Origin of the sequence: Brachyspira murdochii DSM 12563 (genome assembly GCF_000092845.1) — a bacterium.
Taxonomy (GTDB): Bacteria; Spirochaetota; Brachyspiria; order Brachyspirales; family Brachyspiraceae; genus Brachyspira; species Brachyspira murdochii.
The window spans coordinates 1,809,546-1,827,202 of the sequence record NC_014150.1 but is presented as its reverse complement, the minus strand read 5'-3'; the positions used below and the strand labels follow the sequence as shown (position 1 = coordinate 1,827,202).

Here is a 17,657-nt window from a genome sequence, read left to right as displayed (position 1 = left end):
TGTGGAAGATATTATAAATAATATAGAAGATAGTATAGTATATCAAGAAAGAGAAAAAGAATTGATAGATAGTTGGAAACAAATAAATGATCCTCTATACAATAAAATAATAGATGATTTAGAATCAATACCTGTTTTACAAAGCCAAATAAAAGATTTAAATACTTTATTTGGGGAATTAGATAAATCTAATGAAAATTTGGAAGATTCTAATAAAGAATTGAAACTAGAAATTGAAAAATTAAATAAAGAAAATTCAAAATTAAAATTATTAAATAATTTAGGAATATGCCAATATCCCCCATATATCGTTTCTGATATGATAAAAGAAGTGTATAATATATATAGTCATAGAATAACTTCAATAGCTGAAGAAAATAATTTTTTTAGTAATAAAAATATTGTACTTAGAATACCAAGGAAAAAAAACAGTAAGCAAAAATATTCATCCACAGTTATTTTTTCATTGATTGGTGTGATAAAAACAATATCAATAGTAAAAAAGACTTTGTCAGATAATATTGATAAAATGATAGAAAAAAATAAAAATAATGATAAAGAACCTATTAATTTAGAAAAGCATATCGAAAATATGAGAAATGGAATATTAGAAGATGAAGATTTGTTACACAAAATATGCACTTCAAAATAAAAAAGAATTTGAGAAAGATCCTTATTTAAATTTAGTATTAGATGGATTAGAAAAGACTATAAAATAAGATCCAACTATAAAGAAATCTAGAAAATCTCCGCTAAAAATAAATGATGATATTAGTATAGACTTATATTATAGATCCTGTCCATCAAATTATCCTAATGTTATGTATGTTTATTTCATAGTAATTAAAGATGAAATAAACATTGTAAGTGTAATTAATGATATTGAAAATCCAGATGATAATGAACAGTTAAATTTATTTAATTAAAAATATATTATATAACAAAAAAGAGGCTCATAGAATAAAGCCCCTTTTATAATATTATTATTTAGTATTATTCTTCTATATAAGCGTAATTAAATTTATGTCTTCCTAAAGGGTTTAATACCACACCTTTTAATTTAGGATTTTTTATAAAAGAATCAGCTCTGTAATAGAGAGGAATTATAGGCATCTCTTCCATTAATATATTTTCAGCTTCTGCCATAGACTTCATTCTCACAGTATTATCAGCAGACTCTTTTGCTGTTAATATAAGACTGTCATAATTTTCATTGTTAAAACCAGTATGATTTACTCCGCTGTAGCTTAGCATAACATCAAGCATAGTCATAGGATCATTATAATCCCCAGTCCAGCCCATTCTAGCCATTTGATAATCTTTTTCTAGTAAAGATTGAAGAGTAATAGGAAACTCTTCCTGAACTAAAGAAACATTAACATTTAAATTTTCTTTCCACATCTGCTGAATAGCCTCTCCTACAAGCACATAAATACCTGGTGAAACTTTTAATTCTATTACCGGATAATTTTGTCCGTCTGGATATCCAGCTTCCGCCATTAATGCTTTTGCCTTTTGAACATTAGCCTCATAGTTATTAACATCTATATATTCTTTATTTTCTTTTCTAAATGTAGTTTCTAATCCTCTTACCTCAGTAGGTACAAAAGCACCAGCTGGAACTTGTCCGCCTTTAGTAACATTTGATACTATATAATTTCTATCTATAGCAAGCGACAAAGCCTGTCTTACTCTCTTATCTTCAAATGCTTTATTTGTAATATTTAACTCTATATAATAAGTACCTATAGCATTATTACCTACTATATATCCGTCATTTTTTAAAGTTTCTATCTCAGCAGAAGGAGGCTCTAATGCAGAAAAATCTATAGTTCCGCCTCTTATGCCAGCAATTGCAGTATTAGGATCGCTCATAAGAACGAAGTTTATTTCTTTTGATGTTTGTTCTTTTTTATCATAATAGTTAGTATTTATTTCAAAAACTATTTTTTCATCTGGTACTCTTTCCTTCATTTTGTAAGATCCATTTCCAATATATGTTTCTGGTTTTAAAGTCCATTCATCGCCGTACTTTTCTACAATATCTTTTCTGACAGGGAAAAATACACCAGTAGATGCTATAAACTCTAAAAAATAAGCAGCAGGATTTGCTAATTCTACCTGAAATGTATAATCATTAACTGCTTTTACTGCCAAATTATTATAATCCATAGTGCCTGAATTTATTTCTTTGGCATTTTTCACTACTTCCATCATATATGAATACTCAGCTGCAGTATTAGGATCAACTGCCCTCTTCCAAGAATATTCAAAATCTTTAGCAGTTACTGGTTTGCCGTCAGACCATTTAGCATTTCTTCTTATATTAAAAGTATAAGTTAATCCATCATCAGATATATTCCAACTTTCTGCCATACCCGGCTTTACATTATTATTGGAATCTATTTTTGTAAGTCCTTCAAATGCATGATGTATATAACATGATGCCATATTTAAAGAATTTAATGTTGGGTCTATTGTTTTTGGTTCCGGTCCCAAATTTATTGATATTGATGATTCTTCATTATTATCTGTTTTTGAGCATGAAAAAACAAACAAAAGTATAACAGATAAAATTACTAATATTTTTTTCATATTTTTGTCCTTATATAAATTTATTCTATGTTATACTATAATTTTTTTTGTGTCAATAAATAATTCTTTATACAGTAACCTCTGTTATCTTGCAATATTGACAAAAAACAAAAAAAATAATATTATGTTTACTAATTATACTAAATATTTTTGAGGAAACAATTTATTATGATAAAAAATATCCTTACATTATCTCTTATGCTTTTAATAATATCATGTTCAAATAATAATAAAAATAATCAAATTAATAATAATAAAACAAATACTAACTTAATAGAAACTCAAACTAATGAAACAAAAACAAATGAATTAAAACAAGACGAAGAATTAAACAATAACAATACAAAAAATATAGAATGGATATCTCATTACTACTATATGAAAAATGATGAAGGAGATTTCTTTTCTGTATATTTAAATGACAGATGGCCCGATTATATAAATAACGATTCTGAATTAATACCTAATTATAAAAAAATAAAGGCAGCTTTTAATTATAAAAATTTAAATGATATAAATCAATTCTATGATAAAAACAGTATTCTTGATATAACTAACAATAAAATATATGCAGAAGCTGAAAACGGAAACAGTATAGAAAGTACATATTCAAATATCACATCATTTAAAATGACATCAAAATCATTAAACAGTTCATCAAAAGAAATAAATACTACTTCATCATTAAAAGCAGCAGTATATAACTATGTGTACTCAGATGTATCTGAAACTAATGAATACGGAAGTGCATCTACATTCTCATATAAAGATTCTATATTTTTGCTTATACCTGATGACGCTAACAAATTGGAAGTATATGATAAAATTTCTTTTGATATAAATGAAGATTTTAATTTAAATAATATAAAAAGAAATGAAAATTTAGAATTTGATGATAAAAAGGGAAGCATATCAAAATTATTTGAAAACGATATGAATGATTTCTATAATGAATGGTTAACAAATTCAGTTGGCAGCTATGAATCAAGTAAATCTATCAACATAACTTATTTTAATGATAAAACTATATCTATAAGAAGAACTTCAACACTATATTTAGGCGGAGCACATGGAGTGTACAATAATTATAATTTAGTATATTCATTAGAAACAGGCGAAAAAATAGAAGTTACTAATTTTATAAAAGATTTTGATGATACTGAATTAAAAAGCATTATGATAGAAAAACTTTTATCAATAGAAGATAGAAATGAAGAAAGTTACTTAGTTCCTTTAGATGAAATAACTTTAGCTGATACATCTTTTTACATCTATGCTGATGGTATGTATTTTATATGGCCTATATATACTATAACTCCTTATGTTTTAGGCGAAACAGAAATAGCTTTAAGCTTTAATGAAATTAGACCGTTTATAAAAGATGAATATTCATATATACTGGAATAATTTTTATATAGTAAATTTTTTTAAGTTTGTCAATTTTTTTTATGAAGTAAACTATATAGCTTATCATACAAGTGCAATAAAAAAGATTTAACTTTAATATCATTCAAAATCTGGAAAAATTAAGTAATAATACCAAAAGTTTTGCATAGCATAACAATAAAATCACAGCGTATTAAATAGTTTAATAATTTTCTTTAAAGATGAAAATATATAATAAAGTGATAACCCATATATAATTAGGTTATCACTCTAAAATATAAAAATCAACAATAATAATTTTTCACGTCACTTTTAAGCCAACTCATATATAAATAATCAAAAATATACAGCAGCAAATATTTTTTAAAATTAATAATATAAATTATTTTACCATCTCTTTGTCTACTAAATCATTAGCAGGAACATAGTCATTTATAACCTGAGAGAACACCAAAGTATCAACAAATCCTCCTCTTTTTATAGAGAGAAAAAGATCGTTATATTCGTTTTCAGGCATTCCCAATTTTTTCATAGTTACAGCCTTATAAAATACAGCATCATTAGCAAATCTAGTTCTAGGATATTCAGTAATTACTCTGTCAAATAGAGCTATAGCCTCCTGCAATTGAGCTTCATCATTAGAATAAGTTTGATAGAGCATTCCATTCCATAATAATGAAAGCGGTTTAAACTTTTCTATTTTTGTAAGTCCTTCCACTTTTTTAAAACATTCATCAGCTGAAACAATATTATTTTTCGCTACAATATTATTTGATTTATAACCGCCTTTAGCAAGAAAATAATGCACTATTCCTTTAAATTGATACAACTGACCAACATCTACATCGGCAGGAAGATTATTAAAATCTAATTTATTAATATAATCTAAAGCCTGAGTATATTCATTATTAGCAATCATAACTCTAATTTCCCTAATAATTAGAGGGTCATCTTTAGAAGTCCAAGGGCTGTAAAAAGTATCTATAGTAGCTTTTAAAGGTCTTCTTTTAGCATTAACAGAACTGCTTGAAGAAGAAGAACTTGAATAGGTATCTTTTACCGAACTATTATTATTCGGCTGATAATTATTATTAGAATTATTATTTATCTGAGTATTATCATTATTACTATTCATGTAATCATCAGTATAATCATTAGTTTCTACTACTACATCATTGCTTGATGAGTTTTGATACTCTTTTTCTATCTCATTAATATAATCCTCTTCCAAATTATTCTGATTATTAGGGTTTTTACAAGATAATGCAAAGGACAATAAAATCACTAATAGAACTGCTAAAGATTGTTTAATCATTTTTTGCTCCAAAACTATTTTTTAATATTGTTTATTTTTATTTCTCGGAAAATACAAAAAAAGCGTTAGAACAAATAATTGTATAATAAGTATTATGATGTATAATTTTCTATATTTTTGTAGTATGATTTTTGTTTATATTCTACTTTAGAATTAATAGCATAATCCTGTATTTTTTTATCAGCATCGGCAAAATATCGCTCATAAGCCTTTTTGCAGTAATTGTCATGTTTAGTTTTTATACCTACAGGAGGATTTTCAAATTTATAAACTCCATTAACTCTCCAGCCATTAAGTATGCCTATAGTTATAGCATCAACAGGACATCTAAATGAACAGCTTGTACACATTACGCATTTATTTTTAAACTTAATATCGCCTTTTTCATCATTATAAATATTATGAACAGGGCATTTCTTAACGCATAAATTACAATGAGTGCAAATCTTTTTAACTTTAAATAAATGCCCATTAACTTTCATAGCAGGGTGTTCTATTCTAAATAAAAATGCTATAAATCTGCCGAAAGGAAATTTCTTTAAAAAACTTTCTCTGCCGTCCAAAACCTCATTAGCCTCTATAACACATAAAGCCTTAGCAGTCTTCCACATCTTAGCAGCAAACTCATCAGTATGCCTAAACATAATATTATAAGGCATTACATAATGATATTCATTAGTAAGAATATAGCCTTTATTTTTAAGTCTTGCCATCAAAGGCTCTGAAGATATATTATTAATAGTGAGAGGCTCTCCTGAAGTTTTTATAATAAATATTTTTTTCTTCTCATTTTCAAATTTAGGAAAGAGTTTTATCAAATCAAAAATAGGATAAGGAGCATTAAATCCATGTATAGGATAAGCAATACCAACATAATCATAATCTTTTATATTAGGCATATTATCAAAATTATCGCTTACACTATAAAGCAAAGTTTCAACGCCGTTTTCTTCAAATATTTTTTTATACTCTCTTGCAACCTTTTCAGTATTACCAGTACCAGAAAAACAATATATTACAGCCTTTTTATTTTCAGACATATTTATTACCTTTATAAATTATTATAATTAATCAATTTTTTTGTAATGAGCATTAAAATCTTCATCAAAATAATAAAGTATATTTTCATCTTTATCATGAGAATCATACCAAACCTGAGCAAAGAAAGGATTTTTTTTCGCTAAAATATCAAAGTTCCAAGTATAATCCGGCATACATTCCATACACCAATGACCTGCTTTTATAACAGTAAATGGAGAAGCCTCAAATTCATGTCCTTCAGCACAAGCCCATCTTAATTTTGTATGCAAATCTCCTTTAATCATACTAGTGCTTAAAAGTTTTCCGCCTCTGAACTCTGCAGCTTTTTTCAAATCTTCCAAATCTATTTCACTGTCTTTTTTATTTTCATCATAGCCATGATTAAGAAGCTCAGCATTTTTTATATCAAGCAAAGCCTTATAGTCTATATAATTGCCTTTGGAATCTTTATTTTCAAAAAGCAGATTAAAATCTTCCCATTTTTTAGGTAAGCTATCAAAAGCCTCTTCGCTTCCAAATGTTGCTATAACTTTTCCTTTCTCTCCGTTTTTTCTCCAATATGTAGGTGAATTAGGGTGAGATAAAAGTCTCTGTATAGCAAAAAACGATATTATAGAAGGAGGCACAAGTTTACCGAAAGCATAATACCAATGAGTTTTTCCTATTTCATTCCAGTAATCAGTAACTGACTCTTTCTGATAAGAAAATAATTCTTCTAATTTGTATCCGTCATAATACCAAAGTCCATGAAAATTTCTTGTAGCATTCCAATTAGGCTTCATATATTTTTTTGTAGAGCCTCCGATGAGTTTGAAGCCGTCATTAAAAGTATCGTATCCAACTAGCCTATTTTCTGCCTTGCTTCCCAAATTAAAACAGCCTTTCCAAAAATAATCGTCTAATTTTCCTTTAATATCCTCTTCAATAATTCTCTTCATCAAAAGACCGCTGTCTCTTGCAGTAGCCCACTCAAGAGGAGCATTATAACAAGTATGAAACATAAGCCCGTCGCTCATATTGTCAGTAAGCATTCTATTATGAAGCATAGCAGTTTGTCTTATTACAGCCCTGTTTTCTAATGATGAATCAAGAACATATCTTTCGCCTTTTAATTTTGAAAAAGAATATGCATCATAAGGACTTATTAATAAAGGATCCCCAACTCTCCCCCAAGGGTGTTTTTCATTTCTGTTGCCGTAAAGAGCCACTGTTGATATATGTACAAGTTTTGGACGTTTATCTTTAGGCATTTCTTCTAATATATCTACAATATGTTTAACACCTACAAAATTAGTCAGATGTGCAAGTTTTGGGTATTTATCAGAATTAGGAGGTATAACTGCCGCAAGATTAAGTATATAATCGCAGTCTTTTAATAATTTTACGCAGTCATCTCTCTCATATAAATATCCTATAATAATTTCAACTCTCTTTCCGTACTGCCTTTTAAACTTATCAGCCGCTTTTTTGCTTTCTTTTCTTACAAGCACCTTTACTAATTTAATATCTTCTATCTCCATTAATTGTCTTAATGTTTCAAGACCCATATTTCCCGTAGCACCTGTTAAGGCTATTGTATATTTCATCTTATTATCCTTTTTTTATTATCCTTAATATTAACAGCGATAAACTTAAATTATGATTAATGACTAAAAAGCAAATTACAGTTTAACGCTTTTTAATTAATTCATCATTATTTTTACATAAACATATATAAATAGTTTTTTTATTTTACAGATTATATATTGAAAAAAAAATTTTGTAAATAAAGTGTTGGGAGGTATCAAAAAAATGAAATTATTAAAAATATTATCTTTAGTGTTATTTAGTTTTATTATTTATGCTCAAACATCTTTTTCACAGAACAATGATGAAGCATCTCAATTACTTCAATTAATAAACAGCGAAAGAAAAAAATCATCTCTTAATGAATACAAAACAGAAACACAATTACAAAATGCTGCAAACCAAAGAGCTAAAGAAATAGCAGAAGGTATAAGAAAATCAACAGCTTTACAAGAAAATAATATACAATTTGCATCATACTCCGAAGGCTCTATTATTGCTGATATGACTGCAGAAGAAATATTTAATCAGATAATGAAAAGCCAAAAAAATTTGGTATTAAATAAAACATTTACACATGCTGCTGCAGGAGTTTATGAAAAAGGAGGCAAAAAATATTGGGTTATGCTCTATGCATCTTCAAGAAATGGGGACATAATAAAAAGAGAATTAAATATACAAAAAGAGAGAGAAAGAGTAACTGAATTATGCAATGAAGCGAGAAAAGAGAATAATGTAACTGTTTCATTGGTGCTTGACAGTAAATTAAGTGAGGCAGCACAAAAAAGAGCAGAAGAGTTAAAGAGCCTATTTTCACATACAAGACCTAATAAAACGGCATTTTCTACTATATTAAAAGAATATAATATCACTTACAAAACAGCTGGAGAGAATATAGCAAATGGTCAGGTAGATGCTGATGATGTTATGAACTCTTGGCTTAATTCTAAAGGTCATAGAGCAAATATACTTAATAAAAGTTTTGGAAAAATAGGCGTAGGTGTTTTTGAATACAATAATAGAATATATTGGGTTCAAATATTTACAGACTGATTATATTACTAAACAATAATAAAAATAAGGACAGCATAATAATTTAATGCTGCCCTTTTTATTAGTGAGAAAATAAGAAAAATAACTATTGTCTTAAAAATAAACGCTTATAAAAATAAATAAAAGGTCTTATGAAGATAAAATTAACAAAAGCCAAAAGATAATCCGCTATAAATACATAAAAAATATCAACAATCAAAAAGCATACACTGTAAAAAAATACAAATATACAAGTAAGAAGCATTAAGATAATATCAGTAACCAAATCTAAAAAATCTTCAAACATAAATAAAACAATTAATAATGCTGCTAATGAAAAAATTATAAGAATTATTAAACTCATATATATATTATAATCCCCCTAATTTTATAAAATGACTAACAAAAATATAATACGATGCAGTGACAGAAAATGTCTCAAATAATTTTTTTTAATAAAAAATTATAAAAAATAATAAAATTTCCGGCATAATGCTTTTTATTAATTTTCATTAAAATAATGATTAATGATAATAAATTAGTATTTATCAAGCTTAATACACATAAAATGAACAATTCATACATATGTTTGTATAATTTGTACTATAGATATGTACATATTATATATTTATTAATGTTTTTATATATTTTTATGAAAAATTATCTTTTTAGGTATTGTAAGTTTTTTTTACAATTGTATAATTGAATTATAAAGAATGACGGGAACTATTTTCATAATTATTCGTCTAACATGCGGAAGTTAGAGATATTATTATTTATAATAACTTGATATTTTTTACCCTAAGTTTATAATATAAAATTTTATAATAAAAATGTAAAATTAATATAAACTTATGCAGGAGCAGATAGTGAGATTTTATGCTACTTTATTTTTAAGCTTAATATTCAGTTTTGCTTTATACTCTCAGGAAGCAGATACAAATACTATTAATACAGCAGATAAGATTGCTATAACATTGGAAGATGCCTTAACTATAGCTTTTGATAATGATAAAACATTAAAACAGGCTGAATATAATGTACGCATAGCACAAGTTCAAAAAGATGCCTCATTCTCTGATTTATTTATGCCTTCTTTAAGCATAAGCGGAGGATTAAATCTATCCGAATCGCAGGAATATAATGTGAATAATGTACCAACAGGTGTTTATTCAAGTCCGGATACTTGGTCTGCTAGTGCCTCTTTATCAAAAACTCTTTTTAATGGTTTTAGAAATTGGAACACTGACAAAGCCAGAGATGTTAACCTGCAAATGCAGAAAGATATATATTATGATGAAAAGAAAAATGTTGATCTCAATACAAAATTAAACTTTTACAATACATTCGTAGCACAGGAAAATTACAGAGTATACTTACAGCAGCAGATGAACTACAGCAACAGAATGAGAGAAACATATGTAAAATACAGAAATGGTCAGGTTTCAGAATATGAATATTTAAATGCTAAAGTACAGTATGAAACTACAAAACCTCAGGTTGTAACATTAAGCAATCAGTATCAGAGTTTGAAATTAACATTTATAAGACAAATTGGACTTACAAATGCAGCTGATGATGTAGATTTGATAGGAAGCATACTAGATGCTACTAATATTACACTTCCAGATATGGCATATGATGATTTGCTTACTATTATTATGAATAATAATATAGAATTAAAAAATATGAGCAGTAATTTGGAAATGCTTGAATATAACAGAAGAGTTGCAAGAAGTTATTTATGGCCTACATTATCAGCAAGTGCTAATGTAGGAGTAACTACAGTAGATAAAGTAAAAATGGAAAACGGCACTTTTACAAAAAACAGAGGAGGCGAGTTTAACTGGGGAGTAGGCTTCTCATTAAACTATGCACTTGATTCATTACTTCCTTTCTCTTCTACTGCAAAAGGAGCTGAAGAAATAGAATTAAGCATAAAGCAGATGGAAGTAAGTTACGAACAATTAAGAGATACAATAGAAGTAAGCAGCAGGGACTTAATATCAACTGCTAGGTCTCAGGCTTTAAACTTACAGTCGCAGGCTGAAAATGCAAGAACAGCAGCTTATGCCCTGCAGATGGCACAAAGACAGTATAGAGGAGGTACTATATCTATGCTCGAAGTAAATGATGCCGAAGTAGTATATTTAAATGCACAGCTTGCTTATCTGCAGGCTATATATGAATATTTTTCAAGTACTTTACAAGTGTTAAAACTTTTAGGTGCTTAAGGAGATTGTGATGATAAAAAAAATAAGCGTACAAATTTTTATATTATGTCTTTTTGTTTTGTCTGTTTTATCTGTTTCATGTAAAAAATCACAGGCAGACTTAAAAAAGAAAGAAAATCCTATAAGTGTATTGGTAGCAGCCCCTATAAAACAGCACCTAGATGAATACTTAGAGCTTTCTGCTGAAATTAAAGCTACTAAAGAAGTAGAAATATCTTCAGATGTTCCGGGTAAAATAGCTAATATACTTAAATATGAAGGAAGTTTTGTTAATAAGGGAGATACTATAGCATTAATTGACAGATTCGTAATAGGTGCTAATTATGCTTATGCCCCAGCAAGAACTCCTATTTCCGGATATGTTACTACTACTTATATGGCAGTAGGAGCATCAATAGCAGCATCCACTCCAATAGCAAATGTTGCTGACATAAACCAATTAGAAGTAGAAATACAAGTTCCAGAACGATCTATATCTGGAATAGAATTGGGTCAGAAAGTATTAATAAGAGTGCCTTCTTCTCCTAATAAAGAAATAGAAGCTAAAATAACAAAAAGAGATTATGCTGTTAATCCTTCAACACGTACATTGATGGTTAAAGCTCTAATAGATAATAAAGACAGACTTTTACTTCCCGGTATGTTTTCCGATGTTTCAATACTTCTAAACTCTGCTGATAATGTATTTGTTATACCTAACAGTGCAATATTCAGCGATGATTTAGGAAAAAACTATGTATATGTTGTAAAAGAGGATAATTCTAATAACCCGCCTCAGGAACTTGCTCAAAGTACAAACAAACAATACAGAGCATATTCAAGAGAAGTTAATATATTATTTACTTCAAAAGATAAAGTTGCTTTAAGCAGCGGACTTGAAGAGGGAGAAGAGGTTGTTATGTTCGGACGTGAATTCTTAAAAAACGGTTCATTGGTTAATAGAATAGAAAATGACCCTACTATATTAGAATATATCACACCTCAGGCTACAGCAGTTGCTTCGGCTAATACTAATCAAAATACATCTGCAAATCAAACTGCTGCAGTTAAAAAAGAAGATACATCTAAACCAGCAACTACTGCCAAACAAACTACAACAGCATCTAAGCCAGCTGCTGCTAAACAAACAACAACAACTACTAATACATCAAAAACTGCAGATAATAGCAGTGATAATAGTATTTATTCCATTGGCGGTTAATTATATATTTAATTAAAGGAGCGATTTATTTATGAGAAGTTTTATTGAACTAATAGTAAAAAGGCCTGTTGCCGTTTTTATGGGAATAGTTGCCGTTGTAATACTTGGTATTGTAAGTTTATCTAGGCTTCCTGTCGATTTTCTGCCGGACATGGAGCTTCCTTTTATTAGTATAAGAACTACTTATGACAATGCAGGTCCTGAAGAAGTTGAAAAATCTGTTTCAAAAATAATTGAAGGAGCTGTTTCATCAGTTAATAATATTAAGGAGGTAAGTTCTACTTCAGAAGAAGAGGACTCAAGAGTTTTTATTGAGTTTAACTGGGGAAGTGATTTAGCTTCTGCTACTGCAGATATTAGAGAGGCAATAGATAGAATAAGAAAATCGCTGCCTGATGATGCTGAAAGCCCTGCCGTTTATAAATTCTCCACCGACAACATTCCAGTTATGGAAATATCATTTTATGGTACTGATAATTTATCTGCATTATACAATTTAGTTGATAATCAAATATTAACTAGTATAGAGCAGGTAGGCGGTGTTGCTATGGCCGAAATTAGAGGAGGTCTTAAAACTCAGATTAAAGTTGATGTAGATATGAATAGGCTTCAGGCTTACGGACTTGATATTAATACTATTGTAAACACATTGGCTATAGAAAATCAGAATATTTCAGGCGGTGAAACTTATGAAGGCGTTTACAAATATACTTTAAGAACTACTGGTGAGTTTAAAACCGTTGATGATATAGGTAATGTTGTTGTGGCATTAAAAGACAATAATACTCCTATAAGACTTAGAGAATTGGCTACTATTTATGAAGGATATGATGAAGACGGAGACGTTATTAAAGTTAATGGTACTCCTGCTGTTAACGTTTCTATCAATAAAGAATCCGGAGCTAATACTGTTGCCGTTTCTGAAGGTATAAAGAAAAGACTTGATACTCTTAATCTCCCTGAAGGTATAAAATACGAAGTGTTATTTAACAGTGCTGATAATGTTAATAATGCCATAAAAGGCGTTCTTGATACTGCTTGGCAGGGAGGTTTATTTGCTGTTATAATACTTATGCTTTATTTATGGAATGTTAGAACTGTACTTATAATAGCAATATCTATTCCTATGTCTATTATTGTTACATTTACTTTGATGTATTTCTTTGGTACTACTTTAAATATTATCTCGCTCTCAGGACTTGTACTTGGTATTGGTATGATGGTGGATAACTCTATTGTTGTACTTGAAAATATATTCTTCTATAGAAATAACGGATATGGTAAATATTCTTCTGCTATAGACGGTACTTCTACAGTGGCACTTGCAATATCTGCTTCTACTCTTACTACAATAGCGGTATTTTTGCCTTTCCTTTTTGTTGAAGGTCAGACTGGTCAGATGTTCAGAGACTTATGTATTACTGTTACTGTTTCTATGATAGCTTCTTTGGCTGTTGCTTTAACTATTGTACCTATGCTTGGGGCAAGACTTGTAACTACTAAAAAATCTAAATTCTTATCAAAATTTGAAGATTTTTTTGATAAGCACTTCCACTCAAAAGTAAACTTTATATATGAGAAAGTATTAACATACTCAGTTCATCATAAAGCCAGAGTATTAATTCCAGTTATCACTATAGTATTTGCTGTAATCATTGTAGGATTAATATTTATAGGTAAAGAGGGGTTCCCTGAATCTGATGAAGGACAGTTTAGAGCAAGCATTACTATGCCTATAGGTACTAGAAAAGAGCAGACGGGAGCTTTCGTTGATAGAATGAGAAAAGATGTAGAAGAAGTTGTAGGAAAAGATTTAAGCAGAATTCAGACTAGAGCAAGATCCGGTTCTGATGCTAATAAAGGAGAAATCCGAGCCAAACTTATAGACAAATCTGACGGAAGAACTATTGAAACAGCAGAATATGTTGAGCTTGTTAGAAAAAAATTAGCGAGCTACCCTGCTACTATTAACGTAGATACAGTTAGCAGTATGAGAGGAGGCGGAAATAGCGATTCCAGCGGTATTGATATAGATATAGTAGGAGAGGATTTGGTAAGAGCTAGGGAACTTGCAAATAGTGTAATAGCCGCATTGCAAGATGTTCCAGGTTTGCGTGATGTACGTTTGAAAAAAAGCGATGCCAGCCCTGAACTTAATGTTACTGTTAATAGGGATTTAGCTTCTAAAATGGGACTTAATATAAATACTGTTGCTAACTCCATTAAAACAAGTTTCGGCGGTACTACTGCTACTAGAATGACTCCGGACAATTCTGATGTTACTGATATTGATGTTATAGTTCAGCTTAATGAAAGAGACAGAATCAACATAGATGATGTTAAAAGAATGCTTATACCTACCTCTGCGGGAATGGTTCCGGTATCTGCTATAGCAAATGTAGATAAAAGTTTTGCTCCTTCAGAAATAGAGAGAAAAAATGACAGCAGAATAACTTCAATTACTGCTTCAGGATATGGAAGACCTATGAACCAAATAATGAATGATGTACAGGCTGCTATTAATGAAAAAGTATTCTTACCTTCTGGTTTCTCTATTGTTTATTCTGGAGATTATGAGGATATGAATGAAGCTTTCGGTCAGCTTATACAGGCTTTATTTTTGGCTTTGGTATTAGTTTATGCTATTATGGCAAGTCAGTTTGAATCTTACATAGCTCCTTTTGTTATTGCTCTTGCTATACCTTTTGGTTTTGCCGGTTCTCTTACTTTGTTATTAGTTACAGGACAGACTTTGAGTGTATACAGCGGAATAGGAGTTATAGTGCTTATTGGTATTGTAGTTAATAATGGTATTGTACTTATTGACTATATGAATCAGCTTATGCATGAGAAAAAAATTAACGGTGATAAAGCTGCTTTAATAGCGGGTCCTAGACGTTTAAGACCTGTACTTATGACTTCTCTTACTACAATACTTGGACTTCTTCCTATGGCATTATCAAGCGGTGAAGGTAATGAAATGTATCAGCCTTTATCTCTTGCTGTACTTGGAGGGTTGACAGTATCTACTATGTTTACTCTTGTTATAGTACCTACTGTTTATGCTGCTATTAGAAACAGAATACCTCTTAAAGACTATGATGCTAAAGACTTAGCTAGTGTTGAAACCACAGGAAACATTGATAATGCTTTAAGTACGCCGGGAAAATAAATTAATAATTAAATAATAAATAAAGGCTTGAGTTTAATACTTGAGCCTTTTTATTTTAACCTTATATTATAGCATTATAAACTAAAAAAGACTTGGGTGGGCAGTTAAAGTAACAGATAAAGCTAAAAAATAAAAAGAAGCTAAAAATAACAAATAGCACACAAAGATTTAAAGGGTGGGAATTAGAATAAATTTTAAAACTTTATTTTAATCCCCGCCCATTTAGATTTAAAAGCCTAATTTTTTATATAGGTTTTAATTAAATCTATGAGTCTATATTTTTCAAGTACACCCGCCCAAAGCGTTATTTAAATTAAGACTCTCCTAAACGCACGCAGAGCGGATTTTTTTAATGTTGCTTAATTGATAATTACAATTTTTATTATTTATAAAAATTAAATTTAACGTGCGTTGAGTAGAATTATAAATAAAAAAAGCACTTGGGTGGGCAGCCAAAAATAACAGATAAAGCTAAAAAAGAAAAACTACACAAAAATAACAAATAGCACCCAAAAATTTAGAGGGTGGGAGTGAAAATAGATTTTAAAACTTGAAATTATATATTTATCTTGTATGATATAAAAAATAATTTTTACACCTGAGGCAATAAAATATGAAATTCGCTTATTTAATAATGGGTACAATTTTCGACAGCAGTAAAGACAGAGCATATATACATAATGAAGTATCTCAAATTATAGGAGTATCTGATATAGAAGAAGCCTGTAAAATTGCAAAAGAACTTAAAAGTGAAGGTATTGACTGTATAGAGCTATGCGGAGGCTTTGGAGAAGAAGGAGCTAGAAAAATAATAGAAGCTACAGAAAATAAAATAGCCGTAGGGTTTGCAGTGCACTTAGAAGAGCAAAATGATATTTATAAAAAACTTTTTGGCAAATAAAAATTAAGAATTTGATTTATACAAGAATCCTGTAACTATAACAATAATTCCTACAAGCATAGTAAAAGGAGCTAGAAACCCCATAAAACCTTCAGGGTGCTGCCCTACAAGTGCTATAAATAAAAAACTTAAAGCAAATATTACAAGTCCTATAATTAGGATAATTAAATTTTGTTTAGAAAGTTTATCATGATTATTTATCATATTCAATATACAAAAAAAGTTCATAGCTTAAATATTGCTATAAACCTTATTATTTACTCCGTTCTTTAGGTTTATTTGCTCGGGGCCGGAATCGAACCGGCACGGTCACAAGGACCAGCAGATTTTAAATCTGCTATGTCTACCAATTCCATCACCCGAGCTGGTAGTTGCTTTATATATTATCATATTATCAAAAAAAAATCAAGTTTTATTTTATAAAAAAACATTTATTTGTCTTTATACAATCAAATAAAATTACTGCCAATCTTTAGGACAAGTTATCGTATGCCCCGTTTCTAATTTAATAGAATTAGGAAGTAAAAAAGAAGATATATCAATTTTTAATAATTTTATATCAAAATCAGAAATATTTTTTAAACTGCTTGCCTGAACATTAGGCGGAACAACAACTCCTACTTTTAAGTCTGCATTCTCTTCTTTTGCCATTTTTATAGCAGGTACTAAATCACTATCTCCAGATAACAATATAGCTTTATCACAATTTCTCTTACATGCATCTCTTACTAAATATATCGCTATATTTACATCACTTTCTTTTTCTTCATGATATTCATAATTATATTTTATTATATTACCATTATTATCATTTATAATTAGATTTTTACTTTTCTTTTTAAAATTACCAAGAACTACTTCTACATTAAAATATTTAAGTGCTTGTATAAATATATAATGATTATTTTGACTATATGGTTTCCAAAAAGCATATGCTGAAAAGTAATATACTTTATTTATTATCTCATTATCTTTTAATAAACTCTTACATAAATCATAATAGTTTATCCATTTTAACTTATTATTATTTAATCTATCAATGGCATGATATATATTAAATCCGTCTATGTAGAAATTAACTTTATCCATAAAAATAAAAAACCCCATCCTATGATGGGGAGTAAGGCTCCAGAGGAACCATTACGCTTATTTAGGTTATTATTTTATATTTTATATTATAAAAAATCAAGTTTTATTTTATAAAAAATATGATG

Annotated in this window: 14 protein-coding genes and 1 tRNA gene; 7 read left to right on the top strand and 8 right to left on the bottom strand. The window is 29.0% G+C overall.

What is annotated here, in order from left to right; genetic code table 11:
* The first annotated feature begins 1 nt into the window (after nt 1).
* Nucleotides 2–652, top strand: a complete 651-nt coding sequence (locus BMUR_RS07980) for a hypothetical protein (RefSeq protein WP_013114091.1) — start codon at nt 2–4, stop codon at nt 650–652.
* Between the two features lie 341 nt (nt 653–993).
* Here BMUR_RS07980 and BMUR_RS07975 read toward each other — a convergent pair whose 3' ends face one another.
* Nucleotides 994–2,595: a peptide ABC transporter substrate-binding protein gene (locus BMUR_RS07975; protein WP_013114090.1), complete on the bottom strand. Its 1,602-nt coding sequence runs from the start codon at nt 2,593–2,595 to the stop codon at nt 994–996.
* A gap of 168 nt (nt 2,596–2,763) precedes the next feature.
* On the opposite strand from BMUR_RS07975, the gene BMUR_RS07970 reads away from it, so the two are divergent.
* Nucleotides 2,764–4,002, top strand: coding sequence for an RsiV family protein (locus BMUR_RS07970; protein ID WP_013114089.1), 1,239 nt, complete (start codon nt 2,764–2,766; stop codon nt 4,000–4,002).
* 361 nt (nt 4,003–4,363) lie between these two features.
* Here the strand turns inward: BMUR_RS07970 and BMUR_RS07965 are convergent, their stop codons facing one another.
* The 3 genes from BMUR_RS07965 to BMUR_RS07955 form a co-directional block, all read right to left on the bottom strand.
* Nucleotides 4,364–5,296, bottom strand: coding sequence for a tetratricopeptide repeat protein (locus BMUR_RS07965; RefSeq protein ID WP_013114088.1), 933 nt, complete (start codon nt 5,294–5,296; stop codon nt 4,364–4,366).
* 92 nt (nt 5,297–5,388) lie between these two features.
* Nucleotides 5,389–6,336 carry an EFR1 family ferrodoxin gene (locus BMUR_RS07960; protein ID WP_013114087.1) on the bottom strand — a complete coding sequence of 316 codons (948 nt, stop codon included), beginning with the start codon at nt 6,334–6,336 and terminating at the stop codon, nt 5,389–5,391.
* Between the two features lie 27 nt (nt 6,337–6,363).
* Nucleotides 6,364–7,923, bottom strand: a complete 1,560-nt coding sequence (locus BMUR_RS07955) for an NAD-dependent epimerase/dehydratase family protein (protein ID WP_013114086.1) — start codon at nt 7,921–7,923, stop codon at nt 6,364–6,366.
* A 205-nt stretch (nt 7,924–8,128) separates the two neighbouring features.
* Here BMUR_RS07955 and BMUR_RS07950 point away from each other — a divergent pair, with 205 nt between their 5' ends.
* Nucleotides 8,129–8,956: a CAP domain-containing protein gene (locus BMUR_RS07950; protein WP_013114085.1), complete on the top strand. Its 828-nt coding sequence runs from the start codon at nt 8,129–8,131 to the stop codon at nt 8,954–8,956.
* Nucleotides 8,957–9,041: 85 nt separating this feature from the next.
* Here the strand turns inward: BMUR_RS07950 and BMUR_RS07945 are convergent, their stop codons facing one another.
* The gene (locus BMUR_RS07945) at nt 9,042–9,299 is read right to left on the bottom strand and encodes a hypothetical protein (protein ID WP_013114084.1); all 258 of its coding nucleotides are present in this window, start codon (nt 9,297–9,299) and stop codon (nt 9,042–9,044) included.
* Nucleotides 9,300–9,804: 505 nt separating this feature from the next.
* Between BMUR_RS07945 and BMUR_RS07940 the strand changes: the two genes are divergently transcribed.
* From BMUR_RS07940 to BMUR_RS07925, 4 genes are all read left to right on the top strand, one after another.
* Nucleotides 9,805–11,169, top strand: a complete 1,365-nt coding sequence (locus BMUR_RS07940; protein ID WP_013114083.1) for a TolC family protein — start codon at nt 9,805–9,807, stop codon at nt 11,167–11,169.
* Between the two features lie 10 nt (nt 11,170–11,179).
* A complete protein-coding gene (locus BMUR_RS07935; protein ID WP_013114082.1) occupies nt 11,180–12,370 on the top strand; it encodes an efflux RND transporter periplasmic adaptor subunit in 1,191 nt (396 codons plus the stop codon).
* A gap of 31 nt (nt 12,371–12,401) precedes the next feature.
* Nucleotides 12,402–15,542 carry an efflux RND transporter permease subunit gene (locus BMUR_RS07930; protein ID WP_013114081.1) on the top strand — a complete coding sequence of 1,047 codons (3,141 nt, stop codon included), beginning with the start codon at nt 12,402–12,404 and terminating at the stop codon, nt 15,540–15,542.
* Nucleotides 15,543–16,155: 613 nt separating this feature from the next.
* On the top strand, nt 16,156–16,443 hold the full coding sequence (locus BMUR_RS07925; RefSeq protein ID WP_013114080.1) for a DUF6506 family protein: 288 nt from the start codon (nt 16,156–16,158) through the stop codon (nt 16,441–16,443).
* Between the two features lie 3 nt (nt 16,444–16,446).
* Here the strand turns inward: BMUR_RS07925 and BMUR_RS07920 are convergent, their stop codons facing one another.
* From BMUR_RS07920 to BMUR_RS07910, 3 genes are all read right to left on the bottom strand, one after another.
* The gene (locus BMUR_RS07920) at nt 16,447–16,647 is read right to left on the bottom strand and encodes a hypothetical protein (RefSeq protein WP_181039099.1); all 201 of its coding nucleotides are present in this window, start codon (nt 16,645–16,647) and stop codon (nt 16,447–16,449) included.
* Between the two features lie 76 nt (nt 16,648–16,723).
* A tRNA-Leu gene (locus tag BMUR_RS07915) sits at nt 16,724–16,808 on the bottom strand.
* Nucleotides 16,809–16,902: 94 nt separating this feature from the next.
* On the bottom strand, nt 16,903–17,532 hold the full coding sequence (locus BMUR_RS07910; protein ID WP_013114078.1) for an NYN domain-containing protein: 630 nt from the start codon (nt 17,530–17,532) through the stop codon (nt 16,903–16,905).
* Nucleotides 17,533–17,657 lie beyond the last annotated feature (125 nt).